We start from the raw sequence: 19225 nt of genomic DNA, 5'->3' as shown, positions 1-19225 counted from the left end.
CGTTGACTGTGGGCATCGCCAGCAACGATCAAGAGGCGCATGAGCAGCATCCCCTCAGGCTTCGAGCCGCATGTCCGCAAGAGCCCGTTCACCGATCCCTGGGAGCCGCTCTATGCGAGGACGACCGACAAGGCCGTCATCCTCGGCCTGCGGCTGGCCACGCCGCACACCAATTCGCGCGGCCTGATCCATGGCGGGCTGATCGCCTCGCTCGCCGACAATGCGATGGGCTACAGCTGCGCCCAGGCACTGGGCTGGGAGATGTCGCTGGTGACGATCAATCTCGCCGTCGACTACATCGGCAGCGCCGGCATCGGACAGTGGCTCAGCGTCGAGAGCGACGTCATCAAGAGCGGCCGCACGGTGTGCTTCGTGCAGAGCCTGGTGCTCGCCGACGATGCCGTGATCGCGCGGGCGAATGCGACGTTTCGCGTGGTGCCGAAGAAGGAATGATGCCCCCTACTGATGGGCGAAGTCGCGTCCTTCCGTCATTCCGGGGCAATCGGCAACGCGCCTCTGCGCGTTGTCGATTGAACCCGGAATCTCGACATGATGAAGAACGGGCGCAAGACAATATCGGGATTCCGGGTTCAAGGCCTATCGGCCCTGCCCCGGAATGACGGGGTGTGGTGACGACGCGGCCTCAGCCGAAGCGCCAGTCGCAGGTCGTGGTGACCAGGTCGATGAAGGCGCGGACCTTGGCCGAGAGCAGCCGGGAGCTGGGAAAGACGATGTGGATCGGGACCGGCGGCGGCTCGTACTTCGTCAGCACCCGCTTGAGCCGGCCCGCCCGCAGCATCTCCGCGGCCTGATAGGCCATCACCCGCGTCACGCCGCCGCCGGCCTCGGCATATTGGATCGCAGCATCGGCGTTGTTGGTGACGAGCCGCGGGCTCACCGCTATCCGCAGCTCCTTGCCGTCCTTGACGAAGCGCCATTCGTCGGTCGGGCCGAACTGGATGGTCTGGTGCTTCGCCAGCGCCTCCGGCGCCCGCGGCTCGCCATGCACCTTGAAGTGGGCGGGCGCGCCGACCACGATCCGGCGCATGCTGCCGACCTGGCGAGCCACCAGCGTGGAATCGTCGAGATGGCCGATCCGCACGGCGCAGTCGACGCCGTCCTCGACCAGGTTGATCTGGCGGTCCTCGAGGCGCAGCTCGGCCGCGACCTCGGCATAGCGGCTCAGATAGGCGGCCATGACCGGACCGACATGGAGCCGGCCGAAGCCGACCGGCGCCGAGACCACCAGCCGGCCCGCCGGCTGCAGGCGCTCGCTCTCGGCGGCAAGCTCGGCTTCCTCCAGATCGGCCAGGATGCGCCTGGTCCGTTCAAGATAGCGCCGGCCGGCATCGGTCAGCGTCACCGAGCGGGTCGTGCGCTGCAGCAGACGGACGCCGAGATGCTCTTCGAGCGCGGCGATCAGGCGCGTCACCGCCGACGGCGACAGCTTCATGCGCCGCGCCGCCGGCGCAAAGCCGTTCAGATCGGCCACGGTGACGAAGGCCTGCATGGCGTCGATGCGGTCCATGGATCATTGCAGCATCTGCAATGATCCAGTGTCAAGGCGTCGGATTATTTCCGGTGGGGTTTGGCACCATATTGGCGGCATGGCGGCAGTGACAGCCGCAGAAGACAAGGAGTCATTGCGATGACCCAGACGGATTTCCGCGCACCCGGCGACGTCATGTTCTCACCCGCCGCCAAGGCGATCCAGGCCCGCAAGGGATCGCGCGAGAGCTATGCGCATGTCGAGCAGACCCGCGGCTTTCGTCACGAGGTCGATGCCGATCTCGCCGGCCGACTTGCCGAAGCCACGAGCTTCTATCTCGCCACCGCATCAGTCGACGGCCAGCCCTATATCCAGCATCGCGGCGGGCCGAAGGGCTTTCTCAAGGTGCTCGACAGCCGGACGCTCGCATTTGCCGATTACAGCGGCAACAAGCAGTACATCACGCAAGGCAATCTGTCGGAGAACAAGCGGGCCTACATCTTCGTGATGGACTACGCGCATCGCCGCCGGGTCAAGATCTGGGGTACGGCGCAGGTGGTCGAGGATGACGCGGCGCTGACGGCGGCGCTGATGCCGAGGGGCTACAAGGCGCGGCCCGAACAGGTGATCCTGTTCACGATCGAGGCCTGGGACACCAACTGCCCGCAGCACATCCCGCAGAAGTTCGACGCGGGTGACGTTGCTGAAGCACTGGCCGTCCGCGATGCCAGGATTGCGGAGCTGGAGACGGAGCTGGCGAGACTGAAGGGCGAAGGGGCGCCCTCTGACTAAGTCTTGCGTCATCGGCGCTGTGGACTGTGCTTGGTCGTCATTCCGGGGCGATCATCCGCGCCCGGATGATCGAACCCGGAATCTCGAGTCGTTGGAACGCAAGACAACCTCGGGATTCCGGGTTCAAGGCCTGCGGCCTTGCCCCGGAATGACGGTGGGTGGGGCTCAAATCACGCAGCCTCGGCCGCCCGGCTCCAGTCGAACTCCGGATAGAATTGCGCCATCATGCGATCGACATAGGCCACTAGGTTGCCGAAGCCCTCGGTGCGGCGGCGCAGCTCGGAGTCGAAGAACGGCGTGAGGATGCCGGCGATGATTGCGAACGCCGTCGCGTCGGTGCCGCAGGCACGGTCGCCCATCAGATAGCGGCGGTCGCCAAGTTGCACCGAGAGCGCGCGCAGCGAGCGTGCGGCGAGATCGATGTCCTCGTCGGGCGCGTGGCGGCCGAGGCCGGAGATCAGGTAGTTCTCGGCGACGCGGAACTGCGCGTCCTCGCGCAGCTTCTCCCGACGGTCGGCCGGCACCCCGTCGAAGAAATGCGCGGGGCCCTTGGCGAAGTTGGCGGGATCGACCCAGCGGGCGCCGACCAGCGCAAAGTACAGATGGTGCTCGATCATGCGCTCGAACGCCCAGGCCTGGGCGCGCGCATGCACGTCCAGTCCGGCATCGAAATCGAAGCCGTATTTGCGCTCGATGTGAGCACGGATGAAGGTGGAGTCGGCGATCAGCGCGCCGCCATCATCAATGAAGGGCAGCTGGCCCTTGGGCGAGGCCGGCGGCATCGCCCGCTGCTTCCGATAGGCGAGGCCCGCCATCTTCAGCTGCACCTCCGTCTTGGTGACGAAGGGGCTGATCTCCGGCAGGCCGAAGCCCGCGCCCAAACCGAACAACGTGATCATGACGGCACTCCCGACTTCCTGAGCAGGCGCCGGAAGCTACGCACATGCTGCTGCCACCATGGTGTCAGCAGCGGCAGTAGCGTGGTGGCAAGGCCAAGGCCATAAAACATCATCATCGACATCACCCCTTCAATCCTGTTGTTGGCCCGGTATAAGGACGGGCTGCTGCCAACATCGTGTCAGCAGCAGCGGGGCGATCGCTTCCGCGGGGACACATCATGAGACGCGCCGACCGGCTGTTCCAGATCATCCAGGTGCTGAGACGCACACGCCGTCCGCTGACGGCGGATGCGATCGCGGCCGAGCTGGAGACGTCGAAGCGCACGATCTACCGCGACATCGCCACCTTGATCGGCCAGCGCGTGCCGATCCGTGGCGAGGCCGGCATGGGCTACATCCTCGAAAAGGGTTTTGACCTGCCGCCCTTGATGCTGACGCCGGACGAGATCGAGGCGGCCGTGCTCGGCGCGCAATGGGTGTCGGTCAATGCCGATCCGGTGCTGGCGCGGGCGGCCGAGGACCTGATGGCCAAGATCGCCGACACCGTGCCCGAGCGCTTGAGGCCGTTCGTGCTGGAGCCGGCCAGCCGCGCGCCGCGGCCATGGAGCCGCGAGCCCGACCACATCGACATGTCGCGCACGCGCTCGCAGATCCACGAGGGCCGCAAGATCCGCTTGCGCTATCGCGACGAGCAGGGCCGCGACAGCGAACGCGTGATCTGGCCGATCGCGATCGGCTATCACGACGCGGTGCGCATCCTCGCCGCCTGGTGCGAGCTGCGCCGCGACTTCCGCAGCTTCAGGACGGACCGGGTGGTGGAAGCAACCTACCTGGACGACAAATATCCCGAGCGGCGCGAGGCACTGCGCGCGAAATGGCGACGCAGCCTGGTTTGGGAGGTTCCCAAAGATGTCTGAGCCGATGTCGGATGCAACTGACAGCAGCCCCTGTCAAAGCTGCGGCGCATGTTGCGCCTATTCGTCGAACTGGCCGCGCTTCACGATCGAGGAGGATGAGACGCTGGATCTCATTCCCGCCGAGCTTGTCAATGAGCGGCTGTCCGGCATGCGCTGCGAGAACGACCGCTGCTGCGCCTTAAACGGCGAGATCGGGCGCGCCGTCGCCTGCCGGATCTACGCTGTTCGCCCCGAAGTGTGCCGGATCTGCATGCCGGGGGATGATGAGTGCGCGATGGCCCGGCGCAAGTTCGGCTTGCCGGCGCTGCCGTGAGCAGGACCAGGCTCAGGCGGTGACGGGCGCGAGATCGTCGTCGAGGTCATCGTCGAGCGGCGCCACGGCCGACAGCGGCTTGGTCGACAGCGAGATCGGCTTCTTGGTGGACAGCGGGCTGACCCGCCCGCTCTTGCTGCCGCGGGACTGCGCGTAGAGCGCGGTGCCGACGCGTCCGCCGAACTGCGTCAGATCGTACTCGGTGCAGGTCGAGGCGATCGCCAGCGCAAGTGAATGCAGATGGGTCCGCCGATAGCAGAACAGTGCGAGCATCGCCCGGACATCAGCCGACACGCTCTCGACCAGCGCAGGCAATCCGTTTTCGTCGGCGCGATACAGCGCGCCGAGAAGTTCCTCGCCGACCGGGCAGGCATCGCTGTCGAAGGCACTACGGCTTGGAAGCATCGGTTGATCCTCTTGTATGAAGGATGCAACGCGAATCGCTAACGCGGGGTTAACCATGTTCGACAGCGGGCATAACACCGGCCAGCAGCCGCACCTTGGCGGTTCCGCGCAGGCCTCTCAGCCGTTCGCCGCCATGAAGATCGAGAGTCCGAAGCCGGTGAGGTGATGCAGCGCTTGGTCGACGCCGATCAGGGTCCAGAACCAGGGATGCTCGATGGTCATGCCGAAGCGGGACGAGCAGATGCCCTTGATGCGGTCGATGGTGATGTGGATCGCGAAGTCGATCACCGCCACGAACCAGAATTTCGGCGCGACGATCAGGATCAGCACCATCGCCACCGCGAGATGGATCAGGCAATGCACCAGCAGCGGCAGCGCCCAGCCTTTCCGCTGGTCCTTGCCATAGGCCATCCAGGCGTTCTGCAGCACGAAGTCGCCGATGATGTGCTTGAAGGTGAGCAGCAGCATCCAGCCGACCAGCGCACCAACCGGGACCTGCGACGACAAAGCGGGAAAAGACAAAGCTGACGCTCTCGCTACGACTAACCCTTGGACGCACCGGGAACTGGAGGCGTTCAGCGCAATCTGATGAGAATACCCGGCCAATTCGACGCGTATGCGACGCTTATGACATCTCTGCCGCCGAATTGCACGCGAAAGGGAACCTCAAAGCGCACCCTGCTACCCTTCCCACACTTTCCGCGAGAGGTAAGGTTACCTGCCTGGCGGTCCATCTGCGGGCGTCGAGGCGCGACCGCAGCACCGACTCATTCTGCCGCGTTGCTGCTCGGCGCCGGCAGCGCCCGCGCGCGGATCTGCGCAATGGTCCGCTTCAAGGCCCCCTGCCCGGGTTCCGCCAGCGCGACGGCGCGAGCCTCGGCGATGGCGGCGGCGAGATCTGATATCGGCAGCACGCCGTCGAAGGTCGGCTTGGCCAGGCCATCGATGATGGCATGCCAATCCGCGAGCCCCTGACGGTAGGCGTCGCCCTGCCCCTGGATCATCGTCGCCGTGTCGATCACGGCGGGCGCCGCTGCGGGCTGTTTGTCCAGGGCGCGCGCGATCATGTGCAGCCACCGCTCGGCCCAGGCCCGCTCCTCGGCATAGCGGACCGATTGCAGCCGCCAGCGCCGCAGCCCAGCCATCAGCCTGAGGCGCCGCACCGCAAAGCGCGACCGGACCGAGAAACGGACCTTGATCCGGCGGCGCCCGAGCCAGCCGATCTGCTCGAAGCCCGTCGACATCGAATCAGCAACCGCCTGCGGCAAGGCACCGAGCATTTCGTCGAGCCGAAACCGCCTGATGTCGTCAGTGTCCCGTCCGCCCGGACGGCGCCCCGTATCGAGGCTCATCAATCGCAACTGCGCGATCCGGATCAGGTCCTCATAGGCCATGCGCGCGGCCAGGTGATGCGCGATCTCGCCCAGCATGGCGGCATCGACGTCCGATCTGCGCACGAACCGCTTGATGCGATCGACATAGAGCTGCGCGTAGCTCGCGCCCTGATAGTCCATCAGGAGATGGATACCCTCGCTCACGGCCGGCGCTGCCGCGTCCGGCAGGCCCTCGGGTAGAAAAGGCGGCTCGCCCTCGGCCTCGCCGATGAAGTCGGAGAGCAGATATTGCAGCGAGGACCGGACGCTTTCCACTGGGCTCAAGGCTCCCGGATCAGGCCGATTTGGCGACGGGCGCGGCGGCCGCCGCCTGCTGCGCCAGCCGCCGCTCCAGCGTCTCGATGTTCTGGAACAGCCGGGCGCTGGCTAGGCGCAGGAAGTAGAAGGCGAAGGCGGGATTCTGGACGTAGAGCTGCTCGACCTGGTCGTAGGACACCGACAGGATCAGCCCGCCCTCGACGCATTCCAGCGTTTGTGTGCGCGTATTGGACGGCGAGATCATGCCGAACTCGCCGACGATGGCGCCGACCGGCAATTCGATGCCCGATTCGACCAGGCGGAAACGGCCGCTGACGATGTAGTACATGCTGTCGGCCTTCTCGTCCTTGTAGAACAGCACCTCGCCGGGTCCGCATTTGCGCTCGGTCATGAACGGCTTCAGCCATTCCATGGAGAGGTCGCTGTTGACCGACTGCTTCACGTCCCGGACCAGTTGCAGCATCTGGTGCAGCCGGTAGCTGTTCAGCGGCAGCAGCACGCCGTGGAGGATGAGAACCGGGTAATTGTGCATCGGGACCGCGGTCGCGATCAGGACGATGTTGGTGAGAATGGCGAACACCCGCAGCGGAATCATCGTCCGCATCGACAGCGTGGCGACCACGAAGATCGATGCGAAGAGGCTGCCGGCGGCGCCTGCATGTTCGACCAGGTGTGAGGTATCCATCGGGATCAACCAGACTCTGAGGGGATGCGAGGTGAGCGGACGCTGAGGCCCGGCCTTGCATCGGCTAGTTTAGCGTGTCTACGCCGCCTTCTGCTATACGGCCAACAGACGACGTTTGAACCGGTATTCGAGCCGAGACCTGAAAATTCCCGGCTCGAAACCGCCCGCAATGCGCGCCTGTTCGCGAGCTTTCGCCGCCACGCCCCCGGCATCGTTGACGCGTGTTCCCCGCTCGGGGCAGTTTGGCGCCGCCGCTACTCCCCTGCGGCTTGGAAACAGTGACGGGCTCCCGCCTCCGATGACCAAACCGCAGCCCATGCCCGCCCTGGCGGCATTCATCGAGGCGTCGGCCGGACGAAACATGACCGGGGCCGCCAACATGGCCGTGCTGCTCGGCGTGAGCGGCGTCGTGTTGTCGACGGTCGACCCGGTCTTTGCTGCCGCAGGCGTATGGATCCTCGCCCTGTTATGGGCATGCCTTGGCTTCTTCGTCGTCGAATGGACCATTCGGGTTCAGCGGGCGGCGCGAACGCGCCGGCTTGCCAGCTACCTCATCTTGGGCGGCGGCCTGCTCGACACGGTCTCCGCGGTGGCCGTCCCGGTCGCGCTCGTCTCCGGAGTCCCGGCGCGGACGGCGTGGCTGTGGGGAGCTGCGTGGGTCCTCAAAGTCATTCCGGGCGTTCCCGGCCTTCGCCGGCTTCGCCGGGTGATGGTGGTCGAAGCGCGGCCATTGCTGTCGGTGCTGGTGCTGTTCCTCCTGGTGTTGTTTCTCGGCTCGGTCGCCGAATATGCGCTCGAGCACGATGCGCAGCCGGCCACCTTCGGCACCATTCCCTCGGCGATGTGGTGGGCCGTGGTCACCCTCACCACCACCGGCTACGGCGACGTCGTGCCGATCACGCCGCTGGGGCGGCTCGTGGCCGCCATGGTGATGATCTCGGGCCTCGGCGTGTTCGGCCTGTGGACCGGTATCCTGGCCACCAGCTTCGCCACGGAGACCCGCCGTGAGAACTTCCTGAAAACGTGGGAATTGGTCGGACGGGTGCCATTCTTCGCCACCCTCGGACCATCGACGATCGCCGACGTCACCGAGATGCTTCGCACGATCGACCTGCCGCCCCGCATCACCATCATCCGCAAGGGAACGCCGGGCGACTGCATGTATTTCATCGCCGCCGGCGAGGTCGAGGTCGAGCTGCCCGGCAAGAAGGTCCGGCTGGGAGAAGGCGCCTTCTTCGGCGAGATGGCCCTGCTCGGCAACAGCCTGCGCTCGGCCAACATCACGACGACGACGTTGTCCAAGCTGCTGGTCCTCGACCTCGTCGACTTTCGCGTGCTGATGGCACGACACCCCGACCTAGTGCAGAGCATCGATGCCGAAGCCCAGCGCCGAGCCTTGGAGAACGAGAACAGGACATGACAAACCGGATCACCCCCGTCGACGACGCGCCGAGCCCGCCGCTTCTCAGCATCGAGGGCCCGCGCGCCACCATCCGGCTCAACCGTCCGCGCCATCTCAACCGGCTGCAGTCGGAAGATCTGGGCACACTGATCGGCCTGTTCGATCGCGTCGAGGCCGACGCCAGTCTGCGTGTGCTGATCCTGACCGGAACAGGCCGGGCCTTCAGCGCCGGCTATGATCTCGGCTCGATCGGCAGCGCCGAGACGAGCCCGGCCGGCGGCGCGGGGCCGTCCTTCGAAGCGGTTGCGGACCGGCTCGAAGACCTGGCGCTGCCGACGATCTGCCGGATCAATGGCGGGGTCTATGGCGGCTCGACCGACCTCGCGCTGGCGTGCGATTTCCGGATCGGCATCGACACGGCAGAGATGTTCATGCCCGCCGCGCGCCTCGGGCTCCACTACTATCCGAACGGCATCAAGCGCTACGTCTCCCGGCTCGGGGCCGACAATGCCAAACGCCTGTTCCTCACGGCCGAGAAGATCGGCGCGGCCGAGATGCTGCGCATCGGCTATCTGACCAGCATGGTTGCGGCCGACGCGCTCGATGCCGAGGTGGACCGATTAGCAACGCAGCTTGCCGGCAACGCCCCCGCCGCCATGCGCGGCATGAAGCGCGCGATCAACGAGTTTGCCCGCGGCGCGCTCGATGATGCGGCGGCTCGCCGCAGACATCAGGACAGCCTGAGCGGCGACGAAATTCGCGAAGGCATGAGATCGTTTGCAGAAAAGCGAACGCCGCGTTTTTGAGCGCAATGAGTGGTTTTTCCTGAGTGATTTTGCATACATCCGGCTGTATCCAGCCGGTGTGCCGACACACGTTGGACGAACTATCGACTTAAACGTCCAATTTGCGGTTGACAGCCTTTTGTCCGTAGCTAGCTTGGCTTTGGGCGGAGACTTTCACATGCAAGTGATAGACGCGTATTGGGGACGCCGGGCTCTGGACTACGTCGACGCGATCGAAGCGTCGGAGACCAGCGCCAGCGTGCTCTCCCAATTCGAGAAGATGATCGGCGACCTGGGCTTCCATGCCTTCATCATGGCCGGCGTGCCGGCGGCCGGCCAATCGCTGCAGCAGACCATCCTGGCCAATGGCTGGCCCCGGGAATGGTTCGATATGTATGCGCGGGAGCAGTTTCACCGCTACGATCCAATCCCGCGGCATTGCCTCTCGACTTTGAATCCATTCGCCTGGTCGGAGGTCCCCTACGATCGGAACGAGGAGCCGGGCGCCCATCGGGTGATGACGCGAGCCCGCGATTTCCGATTGCGCGAAGGCTTCTGCGTGCCGATCCATTACGACGATGCGGTCGGCGCGGTCAGCCTGGCCGGCGAAGAGCCCAATCTCGCACCCGATGCCCGCGGAGCGCTGCATCTCATCAGCATCTTCACACATTCGAGGCTGCGCGCCTTGGCGCGCGCGGCGGCCAGCGGCCAGGGCCGACGCCTGTCGCGGATGGAGGCCGAGGTGCTGTGCTGGGCGGCACGCGGCAAGACGGCCTGGGAGACGGCGCGCATCCTCGGCGTGTCCGAACGAAACGTGCGTTGGCACCTCGAAGAGGCCCAGCGCAAGCTCGCGACCAAGAACAAGACCGCGACGGTTGCGACCGCTCTTGTCAACGGCGAGATCTCGATCTGATCTGGCTTTTTTGCCACTGGATCAATTCGAGCACATCAGCAATCTGCAAACCCCAAGTTGCTTCAGACGACCGGGGGTTTCGATGCCTGAGATTCATGTCGTTCGAAAAGATAATCGCGCGCTCTACGAGAAATATTTCGATCCTTATTACCGGCTGCGTCACGATATTTACGTCAAGCAGCGCAAGTGGATGGACCTTGACCGCCCGGACGGGCGCGAGATCGATCAGTTCGATACCGAGGATGCGGTCTACCTGTTCTGTATCGATAACGGCCAATTGATCGGCGCGATGCGCGCGGTGCCCACGCTGCTGCCGACGCTGATGAGCGACATCTTTCCCTACCTCAATCTGCGCGGGCCGATTCAGCGGCCGGACGTCTACGAGCTGTCACGCATCTTCGTGATCCCCGAGCGCCGCGGCGAGCATGCGGGTCCGCGCGTCGACCTGCTGCTGCTGACCGCCATCATGGAGTACGGCATCTCGATCGGACTGACCGGCTTCTCGATCGTGCTCGAAACCTGGTGGCTGCCGCGCTTCGAAAAATGCGGCTGGAAGGCCCGGCCGCTGGGAGTCCCGCATATGATGGACGGGATGGCGGTGATGGCGGTCCTGGTCGATTGCGACGAGACGACGTGGAAGTCGCTTTGCACGCAGATCGGCCTGACGCGCCCGACGTTGACCTGGCAGGGACTCGAAGAGGTTAGCCGCCAGGCCCTGCCGGATATCTTTCTTCATCTTCCACCAGCCGTTCAGCCAGCGCAATGAGCTGCTCCCGGTGCCGCGTCAGCCTCAGCTTGTGGAACGCCTTCAAGAGGCGGTGACCAAGGAGCGTCGCCTCGTCCACCTCGAGGGCGTAGAGGTTGGACGGCGTGTTCATGGAATCCATCGCTGACACTTCGGGTTTTGAGCCGTGACTGAACCTTCAATCGAGAAGATCATCGAGCGCCTGCAATTTTGCATCGTAGACGCTCGGGCAATGCAACTCAAAATGTTAGAGAGGATTTTGTCAATATCATTGCTCGAAGCCCACGAGCTCAGGGAAAAGTGCGCGCCCAAGTCGCCCAGCGGCAACCACTAGCGGCGGGGATGACGACCGTCCCGTCACGGCCACCCCTGCATCGGCGGGCTTCACCCCGGCAGCAGATCCAAGGCCTTGATTCTGGAGCAGCTTTGATATCGAGGTCGCAATGACGCGCGCCGCCACCGCTTCCGGCGGCGCCTGATCCCACGTCACGCCCGCGTCACAGGCTGATCGTCCGCGGCAATGTCGATCAACGATCTCGGACTCACAGTTCCGTTATCCGAATGTCGATCGCCGGCGGCGTCCCAACCTACTCGTCCACGAAGCGGACGGTGTCGGCGATGGAGGCGCGAGTGGTGCGATAGGAATTGGCCTTGTGGCCGAGATCGGCATAGCCGAACGAGATGCCGCAGACGACCTTGCGGTCGTCGCCGAGGCCGAAATGCTGCCGCACCACGTCGGCATGAAAGGCCAGCGCGGCCTGCGGCACGGTGGCGACACCCAGCGCCTGCGCCGCCAGCATGAAGCTCGTGACATAGCCGCCGCAGTCGATGGCGCCGTAGGTGCCGAGCGCCTCGTCGCTGTGGATGATCGCCACATGCGGCGCGCCGAACAGATTGTAGTTCTCCAGCGCCTGCCGGGCGTAGCCGACCTTGTCGCCGCGTTCGATCTCAAGCGCGTTGTAGAGCTGGAAGCCGCTCTCGCGGCGCCGGTCGAGATAGACGCCTTTGTATTCGCGCGGAAACGGGAAGTCGCCGGACGCCGGCTTGCCGCCGGAGGCAGCTGCATACATGACCTTGCGGAAGGCCTCCGTCGCCGCTCCGGACGTGATCTCGACGCGCCATGGCTGGCTGTTGCACCAGGACGCGGTCTTTTGCGCTGATGTCAGGATACGCTCGATGGTCGCGCGCGGCACGGGCTCGGCCTTGAAGCTGCGGCAGGAGAAGCGCGCGGCCATGAGGTCTTCGAGGACGGTGATGGCGTCTTGTTCTGGCTTCGGCGCTGCTGATGACATCACAACCTCTGTAGAGTTCGACTGAAGGCACGAGCCTTACGCTCGCCCTCCACACCCCGTCATTCCGGGGCGGTCGCGACGGCGACCGAACCCGGAATCTCGAGCTTGTAAAAAGGAGACGCAAGCCAACATCGGGGTTCCGGTTCAAGGCCTGCCGGCCTTGCCCCGGAACGACCGCACGTGTGGCTAGCTCCGTCCCTTGGTCGGGACCTTGTTGAACGGCACGTCCTTGTCGACGCGGATATCGCCGGGCAGGCCGAGCACGCGCTCGGCGATGATGTTGCGCAGGATCTCGTCGGTGCCGCCGGCGATGCGCATCGAGGGCGAGGTCAGCAGCATCTGCTGGAATTGCCCCTGCGTCACCGTCTCGTCGGCGCCGGTGAGTACGCCTGCGGCGCCCTCGAGGTCCATGGCGTAGGTCGCAATGTCCTGCAGCATAACGCCGGCGACCAGCTTGCCGATCGAGTTCTCAGGCCCCGGACGGTCGCCTTTCGACAGCGCCGAGATCGCGCGGTAGCTCGTATATTTCAACCCGCTGGCCTTGACCGCCCACGACGCCAGCTTCGAGCGCGTCGCGCGATCGTCGATCGCAAGTCCGTCGTCTGTCATCAGGTTGGCGCAGAACTCGAACATCTCCGGAAAGCCGGTGGCGAGCCGCGCGCCGATCGACATGCGCTCGTTCATCAAGGTCGTCAGCGAAACGTTCCAGCCGTCGCCGACCGCGCCGAGCCGCTGCGAGTCCGGGATCACGACATCGGTGAAATAGACCTCGTTGAACTCCTGCATGCCGTTGGCCTGCTTGATCGGGCGGATCTCGACGCCCGGGCTCTTCATGTCCAGGAAGAACATCGTGAGCCCCTTGTGCTTGGGCACATTGGGATCGGTGCGCGTGATCAGCAGACCGTAGTCGGAGTAGTGCGCGCCTGAGGTCCAGATCTTCTGGCCGTTGATGACCCAGTCGTCGCCGCGCTTCTCGGCACGGGTGCGCAGGCCCGCGACATCCGAGCCGCCGGCCGGCTCGGAGAACAGCTGGCACCAGATCTCCTCGCCGGAGGCGAGCTTCGGCAGATAGCGCCGCTTATGCTCCTCGCTGCCATAGGCCATGACGGTCGGGCCGCACATGCCCTCGCCGATCTGGAACGGCTGCGTCAGCTTGCCGTAGACGCCCTCCTCCTGCTGCCAGATCACGCGCTCGATCGGCGTCGCGCCGCGGCCGCCATAGTCCTTCGGCCAATGCAGGCAGGCCCAGCCGCCGTCCGCTTTCTTTTTCTGCCAGGCCTTGCCGACCTCGACGATATCGGCGTGCTTCAGCCGGATGCGCCCGAGCGAGGAACTCGCCAGCTCCTCCTCCAGCTCCTTCGGCGCATTGGCCGCGACCCAGGCGCGCGCGGTCTCGCGAAAGGCGGCTTCCTGCGGGGTATCGTCGAAGTTCATGCCCTAGCCCTCACTTGATCTACGTAGGGCGGGTTAGCCGAAGGCGTAACCCGCCGCTTGATTGATGTCGCGCGATCGACGGCGGGTTACGCTGCGCTAACCCGCCCTACGACAGCAACTAAGCGCGTCCCTTGGTCGGCACCTGGTTGAACGGCAGGTCCTTGTCGACTCTGATATCGCCCGGCAACCCGAGCACGCGCTCGGCGATGATGTTGCGCATGATCTCGTCGGTGCCCCCTTCGACGCGGGTGCCGGGCGCGCGCAGCAGCATCGCCTGGAAGCGTCCGGCAAACTCCGCCTCGGGGCCGCTCAGCACGCCCGCGGCGCCCTGCAGATCGAGCGCGTAGCTTGCAACGTCCTGCACCATCGATCCGGCGACCAGCTTGCCGATCGAGTTCTCCGGTCCCGGACGCTCGCCCTTGGACAGCGCCGAGATGGCGCGCATGCTGGTGTATTTCAGCCCACTCGCCTTCACCGCCCAGTTCGCCAGCTTCGAGCGTACGTTGCGGTCCTCGATCGCGGGACGGTCGTCGAGCATGATATTTGAGCAGAAGTCGAACAGTTCGGGGAAGCCCGTCGCGACGCCGGCGCCGATCGACATGCGCTCGTTCATCAGTGTGGTGAGCGCAACGTTCCAGCCGTCATTCACTGCGCCGAGCCGCTGCGAGTCCGGAATGACAACATCGGTGAAATAGACCTCGTTGAAGTCCGAGTGACCGCTCGCCTGCTTGATCGGACGGACCTCGACACCGGGGCTCTTCATATCCAGGAAGAACATGGTAAGGCCCTTGTGCTTGGGCACGGTCGGATCGGTGCGCGTCAGCAGGATGCCGTAGTCGGAGTAGTGCGCGCCCGACGTCCAGATCTTCTGGCCGTTGATCACCCACGCGTCGCCGCGCTTCTCGGCGCGGGTACGCAGGCCCGCGACATCCGAGCCGCCGGCCGGCTCGGAGAACAGCTGGCACCACACCTTCTCGCCCGAGGCCAGCGGCGGAAGGTACTGCCGCTTGTGCTCCTCGGAGGCGTAGGCCATCACCGTCGGGCCGCACATGCCGTGGCCGATGATGAACATCGCGGAGAGCTTGCCGAACGGCCCCTCCTCCTGCTGCCAGATCACACGCTCGATCGGCGAGGCGCCGCGGCCGCCATACTCCTTCGGCCAGTGCAGGCAGGCCCAGCCGGCATCCGCCTTCTTCTTCTGCCAGGCCTTGGCGACCTCCAGAATATTGGCGTTCTTCAGCGCGGTGCGGCCGAGCGAGGACGCGCGCAGCTCATCCTCATACTGCTTCGGCGCATTGGCGGCGATCCACGCACGCGCCTCGGCGCGGAACGCGGCCTCCTGCGGGGTGTCATCAAAGTTCATGGGTCAAGCCTCTCATCTCGTAGGGTGGGCAAAGGCGCGACGCGCCGTGCCCACCAATCCAAACCGCGACACTTGCGGTGGGCACGCTCCGCTTTGCCCACCCTACGGACCGTCATCCTGAACCTCACGCCGCGTTGCGCTTGCGCATGCGGTCGATCAGCTGGTCTTCCCAATAGGACAGGCTGCCGAGGCCGAGCGCGAGCGCGTTGGCGCGGCGATAGTACATGTGGCAGTCGAACTCCCAGGTGAAGCCCATGCCGCCATGGACCTGGATGTTGTTCTTGCCGCAGTGCTGAAAGGCCTGCGTCGCGCTGATGCGCGCCGAGGCCGCGGCCTCCGGCAATTCCGGCGCATTGGTCGAGAGCGCCCAGGCGCCGTAGTACGCATTCGAGCGCGCCAGCGTCGCCGACACGTACATGTCGGCCAGCATGTGCTTGACCGCCTGGAACGAGCCGATCGGACGGCCGAAGGCGATGCGGTCGAGCGCGTAGTCGCGGCCCATCTCCAGCGCGCGGTCGGAGCCGCCGACCTGCTCGAAGGCAGTCAGCACGGCGGCGCGGTCGAGCACCTGGGTGATGATGCTCCAGCCTTCACCCGGAGCGCCGAGCGGCTCGGCCTTGCAATTCGCAAAGGTGAGCTCGGCCTGGCCGCGGGTCGGATCGAGATTGGTCAGCGCCTTGGCCTCGACGCCGCCGGACTTCGCGTCGACCAGGAACAGCGAGATGTCGCTGTCGCGGCCGGTCGAGGCGGTGCGGGCGGCGACGATGATGAGATCGGCGATGGCGCCATCGGCCACCGGCTTCTTGGTGCCGTTGAGCACGCCGTTAGTTGCTTCGAGTTTGATCGCTTTCGGCGACGGATTGCCCGTGCCCTCGAACAGCGCGAGCGTGCCGATCGCCTCGCCGCTGGCGATCTTCGGCAGCCAGGCCTGCTTCTGCGCATCGCTGCCGGCCAGCATCAGCGCTTCCGCGGCGAGATAGACCGTCGACGAGAACGGCACCGGCGCCAGCGCGCGGCCGACCTCCTCGGCGATCACGCAGAGCTCGAGATGGCCGGCGCCGGCGCCGCCATACTCCTCGGGGATGGCGACGCCGAGGAAGCCCATTTCGGCAAAGCCCTTCCACAACGCGCGGTCATACGGCTCCTTGCCGTCGAGCACGACGCGCACCGCCTTGGGCGGGCACTTCTCGGCGAGGAATTTTCGCGCCTGGTCCCGCAGCTGTTTCTGGTCGTCGGAGAAATCGAAGTTCATGGGGTGTCACTCGCTTCCTGGCGTCATTCCGGGGCGATGTGCAGCATCGAACCCGGAATCTCGATGTGATTAACCTCTGGAGTCCGGGTTCACTCGCTTCGCGAGTGCCCCGGAATGACGGAATCAAAAAACTCTCATCACAACACGATCACGTCGTTGTCTGGTGCAACCGCATAGAGCCGCTCGACCAGCGCGGCGCGGCGCTCGAGGCCGGCGCGCTGGTTGATGTAGCCCTTGTCGGTCAGCTCGTGGCCGTCGATCGACGGCGGCTCGGCCATCAGCATCGCGCGGCCGATGCGCCGGCTGCTGGCGCCTTCGCACTCCCTGTTGTGCGCCTGAAGACCGCGGCGAACGCAGTCGATGACGGCGGGATGCTTCACCACGTCGTCGAAGGTCGCCTCGGGATTGCCGACCAGCTGCCGGCAGGCGTGCAGGTTAGGCCACGCCAGCAGGCCGACATACTCACGATCCTGCCCGGCCACCAGCGCATCATGGATCGCCGGCGTCGCCGCGGCGATGGCATCGGTGCGTAGCGAGCCGACATGCACGAAGGTGCCGGTGGTCAGCTTGAAATCCTCGACGACGCGGCCGGCGAAGATGATGCCCCGCGCAGGGTCGTTTGCGTCGACGAACACGCCGGCGTCGCCGATGCAGTAGAAGCCCTCGTCGTCGAACGCCTTCTTCGTCAGTTCGGGCTGACCAAGATAGCCGGGCATCACGTTCACGCCGCGCAGGCGCAGCTCGTATTTGTCGCCGGTCGGCACCATCTTCAGCTCGACGCCCGGGAATGGCAGGCCGATCAGGCCGACACGCTCGGTGTTCCAATAGGTGCCGGTCGAGGTCGGCGCGGTCTCGGTCGAGCCCCAGCCGGTGTAGAACACGATGCGCTCGCCGGTCGTCTTCACCGCCAGCGCCTGCATGCGCTCGTAGAGATCATCCGGCAGCCGCGCGCCGCCATAGGCCATGATGCCCAAATCCTTGAAGAACGAACGGCAGAGCGCGTCGTCCTTCTCCATCGCCGCCGCGAGCGCGGCATAGCCCGCGGGAACGTTGGCGTAATAGGTCGGCGACACCTCGCGCAGGTTCTTGATCGTCTCGTCGAACATGCCGGGCATCGGCCGGCCGTCGTCGATGTACAGCGTGCCGCCCTCGATCAGGAGCGGATTGAACAGCGCGTTGCCGCCCATGGTGTGATTCCACGGCATCCAGTCCAGCACCGTGGAGATCGGCGCCTCCGGCCCGCGCGGGCGGGTCTGCATCATCATCGCCGCATTGGCGCACATCATGCGCTGGGTGTTGATGACCGCCTTGGGCATGCCGGTCGAGCCGGAGGTGAACAAGAGCTTGCCGACAGTGTCCGGCGTGATCTGCGCGATCGAGGCGTCGACCTCCGCTGTCACCGGCGTCGCGGCGAGATCGGCGAAGCTCACGCTCGGGATGCCCTCGCACGGACGGGCGACATGGATCACCGTGATGCCGTCGAGGTCGATCGCCTTCAGCGCCTTCTCGAAGGTCGGGCCGTCCTGCACCATGACGACGCCGGGCTTCACCAGCCCGAACAGATATTTGAGCTTGAGATGATCGTGGCTCATCAGCGAATAGGCCGGCGACACCGGCGCCGCCGGCAGCCGCGCCTGCATGGCGGCCATCGTCAGCAGCGCATGCTCGATGGAGTTGCCGGAGAGGATCGCGACCGGGCGGCCGTCGAGCTTCAGATTGAGCAGCCCTTGCGTCAGCCCATCGGCGGTGCGCTTGGCCTCCGCATACGACAGCTTGCGCCATTGCCGCTCGGGACCGGCGCGCTGGGCGAGCCAGGTCCGCGCCGGCGCTTCCTTGGCCCAGCGCGCCAGCGGCGCGGCGAGATGCGGCTCGTAGGCCTGCAGCGGAATGCGCGACTTGATGATGACAGTCCCGTCGCCACGCTTGGTGACATCGATGTCGCGCGCCAGCCAGTTGACCTTGCGGAATGCCGGCTTCTCCAAAATCTTCGCTGCCGTCCCGTCCATTTTGCGTCTCCCGAAATATCGTCCTTTACGGATCTTGATATCTAGCGGTTGGTATAGACCGGCTTACGCTTCTCGAGGAAGGCCGCAATGCCTTCCTTGAAATCGTCCGAGCGGCTGCACAGCACCTGGTTGCGATCTTCCATCGCGATCACGGCTTCGATCGACGACGCATCGACGCTCACGTTGAGACATTCCTTCGACAGTCGAAGTCCGACCGGCGAGGCCGTCATCATCGCGTCGACGAACGGCGCGGCCGCGTTGTCGAGCATATCGTCCTCGACGATCTCCGACACCAGGCCGACCATGAGCGCGCGCTCGGCGCCGATGAAGCGGCCGGTGAGGATCAGCTCCGATGCGACGGAGACGCCGACGAGGCGCGGCAGGAAGTAGCTGGTGCCGATGTCGCAGCCCCCCAGGCCAAGCTTGATGAAGGCACAGTTCATCCGCGCCGAGCGGCTGGCGATGCGGATATCGGCCGCGAGCGCCAGCGCGAAGCCGCCGCCGGCGGCTGCGCCCTGCACCAGTGCGATGATCGGCTGCGGACAGCGCCGCATCAGCATCACGATGTCGGCGATGCGACGCTGCGAATCCAGGGACTCGGTCACGCTCGGCGGCTCATTGGCGCCGCCGCGCCGCTGCATCGCGGCCTTCAGATCGAGCCCTGCGCAGAAATTCTTGCCGGCGCCCCTGAGCACGACGACCCGCGTGGTGCGGTTGCGCTGCAGGCTTTCGAAATAGGTGTTGAGCGCGTCGATCAAGGCCGGGTCGAGCGCATTCAGGCTCTCCGGACGATTGAGCGTCACCCGGTCGACACCATTGTCGTGTTCGATCAGCAGCGGTTGGGACATGGCGCGCGCTCCAGCCTCAGTGTCATCCCGGCG

General features: G+C 65.4%; 20 protein-coding genes. 8 read left to right on the top strand and 12 right to left on the bottom strand.

What is annotated here, in order from left to right:
- The first annotated feature begins 39 nt into the window (after nt 1-39).
- On the top strand, nt 40-453 hold the full coding sequence (locus NLR35_RS09350; protein WP_257166277.1) for a PaaI family thioesterase: 414 nt from the start codon (nt 40-42) through the stop codon (nt 451-453).
- Nucleotides 454-643: 190 nt separating this feature from the next.
- On the opposite strand, the gene NLR35_RS09345 is transcribed toward NLR35_RS09350, so the two are convergent.
- Nucleotides 644-1528: a LysR family transcriptional regulator gene (locus NLR35_RS09345; protein ID WP_257166276.1), complete on the bottom strand. Its 885-nt coding sequence runs from the start codon at nt 1526-1528 to the stop codon at nt 644-646.
- Nucleotides 1529-1648: 120 nt separating this feature from the next.
- On the opposite strand from NLR35_RS09345, the gene NLR35_RS09340 reads away from it, so the two are divergent.
- Complete coding sequence (locus tag NLR35_RS09340; protein WP_257166275.1) at nt 1649-2281, top strand: pyridoxamine 5'-phosphate oxidase family protein; 633 nt, start codon at nt 1649-1651, stop codon at nt 2279-2281.
- Between the two features lie 170 nt (nt 2282-2451).
- On the opposite strand, the gene NLR35_RS09335 is transcribed toward NLR35_RS09340, so the two are convergent.
- A complete protein-coding gene (locus NLR35_RS09335; RefSeq protein WP_257166274.1) occupies nt 2452-3180 on the bottom strand; it encodes a glutathione S-transferase family protein in 729 nt (242 codons plus the stop codon).
- A gap of 218 nt (nt 3181-3398) precedes the next feature.
- Between NLR35_RS09335 and NLR35_RS09330 the strand changes: the two genes are divergently transcribed.
- Both NLR35_RS09330 and NLR35_RS09325 read left to right on the top strand, forming a co-directional pair.
- On the top strand, nt 3399-4097 hold the full coding sequence (locus NLR35_RS09330; protein ID WP_257166273.1) for a YafY family protein: 699 nt from the start codon (nt 3399-3401) through the stop codon (nt 4095-4097).
- Nucleotides 4090-4410 carry a YkgJ family cysteine cluster protein gene (locus NLR35_RS09325; protein ID WP_257166272.1) on the top strand — a complete coding sequence of 107 codons (321 nt, stop codon included), beginning with the start codon at nt 4090-4092 and terminating at the stop codon, nt 4408-4410. Before NLR35_RS09330 ends, NLR35_RS09325 begins: the two co-directional genes overlap by 8 nt.
- Before the next feature lie 12 nt (nt 4411-4422).
- On the opposite strand, the gene NLR35_RS09320 is transcribed toward NLR35_RS09325, so the two are convergent.
- The 4 genes from NLR35_RS09320 to NLR35_RS09305 all read right to left on the bottom strand — a co-directional run bounded on the left by NLR35_RS09320 (nt 4423) and on the right by NLR35_RS09305 (nt 7152).
- Entirely contained in the window at nt 4423-4815 is a 393-nt protein-coding gene (locus tag NLR35_RS09320) for a hypothetical protein (RefSeq protein ID WP_257166271.1), read from the bottom strand.
- A gap of 117 nt (nt 4816-4932) precedes the next feature.
- Nucleotides 4933-5283, bottom strand: a complete 351-nt coding sequence (locus tag NLR35_RS09315) for a DUF3307 domain-containing protein (protein WP_257166530.1) — start codon at nt 5281-5283, stop codon at nt 4933-4935.
- Between the two features lie 299 nt (nt 5284-5582).
- Entirely contained in the window at nt 5583-6464 is an 882-nt protein-coding gene (locus NLR35_RS09310) for a DUF6537 domain-containing protein (protein WP_257166270.1), read from the bottom strand.
- Between the two features lie 19 nt (nt 6465-6483).
- Nucleotides 6484-7152 (bottom strand): Crp/Fnr family transcriptional regulator, encoded by a 669-nt coding sequence (locus NLR35_RS09305; protein WP_257166269.1) that lies wholly within the window; start codon nt 7150-7152, stop codon nt 6484-6486.
- A 298-nt stretch (nt 7153-7450) separates the two neighbouring features.
- Between NLR35_RS09305 and NLR35_RS09300 the strand changes: the two genes are divergently transcribed.
- From NLR35_RS09300 to NLR35_RS09285, 4 genes are all read left to right on the top strand, one after another.
- Nucleotides 7451-8572: a cyclic nucleotide-gated ion channel gene (locus NLR35_RS09300; RefSeq protein WP_257166529.1), complete on the top strand. Its 1122-nt coding sequence runs from the start codon at nt 7451-7453 to the stop codon at nt 8570-8572.
- Entirely contained in the window at nt 8569-9360 is a 792-nt protein-coding gene (locus NLR35_RS09295) for an enoyl-CoA hydratase/isomerase family protein (protein ID WP_257166268.1), read from the top strand. The genes NLR35_RS09300 and NLR35_RS09295 overlap by 4 nt, the downstream gene beginning before the upstream one ends.
- Before the next feature lie 157 nt (nt 9361-9517).
- A complete protein-coding gene (locus NLR35_RS09290) occupies nt 9518-10252 on the top strand; it encodes a LuxR family transcriptional regulator (protein ID WP_257166528.1) in 735 nt (244 codons plus the stop codon).
- A gap of 82 nt (nt 10253-10334) precedes the next feature.
- Nucleotides 10335-11018 (top strand): acyl-homoserine-lactone synthase, encoded by a 684-nt coding sequence (locus NLR35_RS09285; protein ID WP_257166527.1) that lies wholly within the window; start codon nt 10335-10337, stop codon nt 11016-11018.
- Nucleotides 11019-11584: 566 nt separating this feature from the next.
- Here NLR35_RS09285 and NLR35_RS09280 read toward each other — a convergent pair.
- The 6 genes from NLR35_RS09280 to NLR35_RS09255 all read right to left on the bottom strand — a co-directional run bounded on the left by NLR35_RS09280 (nt 11585) and on the right by NLR35_RS09255 (nt 19192).
- A complete protein-coding gene (locus tag NLR35_RS09280; protein WP_257166526.1) occupies nt 11585-12232 on the bottom strand; it encodes a nitroreductase in 648 nt (215 codons plus the stop codon).
- Nucleotides 12233-12475: 243 nt separating this feature from the next.
- Nucleotides 12476-13723, bottom strand: a complete 1248-nt coding sequence (locus NLR35_RS09275) for an acyl-CoA dehydrogenase (RefSeq protein ID WP_257166267.1) — start codon at nt 13721-13723, stop codon at nt 12476-12478.
- Between the two features lie 118 nt (nt 13724-13841).
- Nucleotides 13842-15086, bottom strand: coding sequence for an acyl-CoA dehydrogenase (locus tag NLR35_RS09270; RefSeq protein ID WP_257166266.1), 1245 nt, complete (start codon nt 15084-15086; stop codon nt 13842-13844).
- A 124-nt stretch (nt 15087-15210) separates the two neighbouring features.
- Entirely contained in the window at nt 15211-16338 is a 1128-nt protein-coding gene (locus NLR35_RS09265) for an acyl-CoA dehydrogenase family protein (RefSeq protein WP_257166265.1), read from the bottom strand.
- Between the two features lie 137 nt (nt 16339-16475).
- Entirely contained in the window at nt 16476-18344 is a 1869-nt protein-coding gene (locus NLR35_RS09260; protein ID WP_257166264.1) for an AMP-binding protein, read from the bottom strand.
- A gap of 41 nt (nt 18345-18385) precedes the next feature.
- Nucleotides 18386-19192, bottom strand: a complete 807-nt coding sequence (locus tag NLR35_RS09255) for an enoyl-CoA hydratase/isomerase family protein (RefSeq protein ID WP_257166263.1) — start codon at nt 19190-19192, stop codon at nt 18386-18388.
- Nucleotides 19193-19225 lie beyond the last annotated feature (33 nt).

The sequence above is a fragment of the Bradyrhizobium sp. SRS-191 genome, assembly GCF_024586915.1.
GTDB lineage: Bacteria > Pseudomonadota > Alphaproteobacteria > Rhizobiales > Xanthobacteraceae > Bradyrhizobium.
Note: the sequence above shows the minus strand (reverse complement) of the source record. Positions and strands in the feature narration are given on the sequence as shown.